Raw genomic sequence first — 2,082 nt, 5'->3', positions numbered from 1 at the left:
GCCCGCGCCGGTCCCGGACACCGCGCCCGCGGACTCGGCCGACCCGACCCAGGTGCTCCCGAACACACCGGGGGGCACCCCCTCGTACGACCCGGCCGCGGCCACCAATGTGATGCCGACCACCGGGGCGAACGCCGACCCCACCCAGGTGCTGCCGACCGGCTCCGGCCCGGCCGGAGGCGCCGATCCGACGCGCGCCATGCCGCCCGTGCCGCCGGGCCAGGACGATCCGCACCCCTGGCAGAACCAGTTGCGCGCGGCCCGCGACCGCAATGAGCAGACGCAGGTCCAGTACCTCGACCCGAGCCAGGACCCGCTGCGCCGCCGCCCGCACCGCCCAGCGCCCCAGCAGCCGTATCAGCAGCAGCAATACCAGCAGCCGCAGCAGTATCAGCAGCCCCAGCAGCCGCCTCAGCGCCAGCGGGGCCGCCAGCAGCCACCGCCGTACGCCCAGCAGCAGCCGCAGCAGTACGCCCCGGCGCCGCACCACCCCCAGCAGCCTCAGCCGCAGCGCTACGCCCCGCCGCCGCAGCAGCCGGAGCCGCGCCAGGAGCCCCGGCAGCGCGGTTCCAGCCCCAACCGGATGAAGATCCCGGGCCTGGGGTGCCTCAAGGGCTGTCTGTTCGTGATCGTGGTCCTGATCATCGGCTCCTGGCTGGTCTGGGAGCTGACCCCGCTCAAGGACTGGATCGCCGAGGGGCAGAGCTACTGGGACGCGGTCACCGGCTGGGCCAAGGACGTCCAGAAGTGGATCGAGGACCTCGGCGGCCCCGGTAACTGATCCGTCCAACTGATCCGTCAGCATCACCGATCACCGATCACCGATCACCGATCACCGTCCTCGTTTCCGGCCCGGCTCTCCGGCCCGATCGGCCCGATCCTGGCCTCCTCACCTCCGACTCCGGTGATTTGTCGACATCCGAAGGGTGTTTTCCGCCGCAGAAGTGACAGTTGGCGTTGTCTGGTGCACCCAACGCGCCAGTAGCCGCGTAGCTTTGTCGCCAACGTGCCCCCCTTGTCGGAGGATTCGGAGCAGTCTTGTCACGGAAGATCGGCAGTCGGTACACCGCGCACCAGCTCCTGGGGCGCGGCAGCGCCGGCACGGTGTGGCTGGGCGAGGGACCCGAGGGCCCCGTCGCCATCAAGCTCCTGCGCGAGGACCTCTCCTCCGACCAGGAGCTCGTGGAGCGCTTCGTCCAGGAGCGCACCGTACTGCTCGGCCTCGACCACCCCCGGGTGGTCGGGGTGCGCGACCTGGTGGTCGACGGCAATGACCTCGCGCTGGTCATGGACCTGATCCGCGGTACGGATCTGCGCACCCGGCTCGACCGCGAGCGCCGGCTCGCCCCCGAGGCCGCCGTCGCCATCGCGGTGGACATCGCCGACGCCCTGTCCGCCGCGCACGCCGCCGGGGTCGTCCACCGCGACGTCAAGCCGGAGAACGTACTGCTGGACATGGGGGGCCCGCTCGGCCCCGGCGGTGCGCATCCCGCCCTGCTCACCGACTTCGGCATCGCCCGCCTGGTGGACGAGCCGACCCCGATCCGCGCCCAGCCGGCCCGCGACCGGGCCTCCGCCCAGGGCCGCTCGCCCAACCCGCGCAGCGTGATCGGCACCCCGGACTATCTCGCCCCCGAGATCGTCGAGGGGCTGCCGCCCCGGGCCAGCGTGGATGTGTACGCCCTCGCGACGGTCCTCTACGAGATGCTGGCGGGCTTCACGCCCTTCGGCGGCGGCCATCCGGGCGCGATCCTGCGCCGCCATGTGACCGAGACCGTGGCGCCGCTGCCCGGGATCCCCGACGAGCTGTGGCAGCTCCTCCTCCAGTGCCTGGCCAAGGCGCCCGCCTCGCGGCTGCGCGCCTCCGAGCTGGCCGCCCGGCTGCGCGAGCTGCTGCCCAGCCTGGCCGGATATCCGCCGCTGGACATCGACGAGCCCGATGAGCAGCAGGAGGGCGAGCGGCGGGAGGGCGCGGAGGCGGAGACTCCGCACCGTGGTGTCTCCGTGCCCGCCGCCGGGCCCGCCCCCACCCCCACCCCCACGCCCTCGCGGCGGCGCGGCGCGGTGCCGCTGGTCCCCGGG

The 2,082-nt window shown here is 73.4% G+C and carries 1 protein-coding gene and 1 pseudogene; both read left to right on the top strand.

What is annotated here, in order from left to right:
• Nucleotides 1–781 (top strand): annotated as a pseudogene (locus KN815_RS48805) (serine/threonine protein kinase); the annotation flags it as partial.
• Nucleotides 782–1,038: 257 nt separating this feature from the next.
• Nucleotides 1,039–2,082, top strand: a 1,044-nt coding sequence (locus tag KN815_RS48800; RefSeq protein WP_216348162.1) for a serine/threonine-protein kinase, incomplete at its 3' end; no start/stop codon positions are given.

It is taken from the genome of Streptomyces niphimycinicus (genome assembly GCF_018883605.1).
Lineage (GTDB): Bacteria > Actinomycetota > Actinomycetes > Streptomycetales > Streptomycetaceae > Streptomyces > Streptomyces niphimycinicus.
Note: the sequence above shows the minus strand (reverse complement) of the source record. Positions and strands in the feature narration are given on the sequence as shown.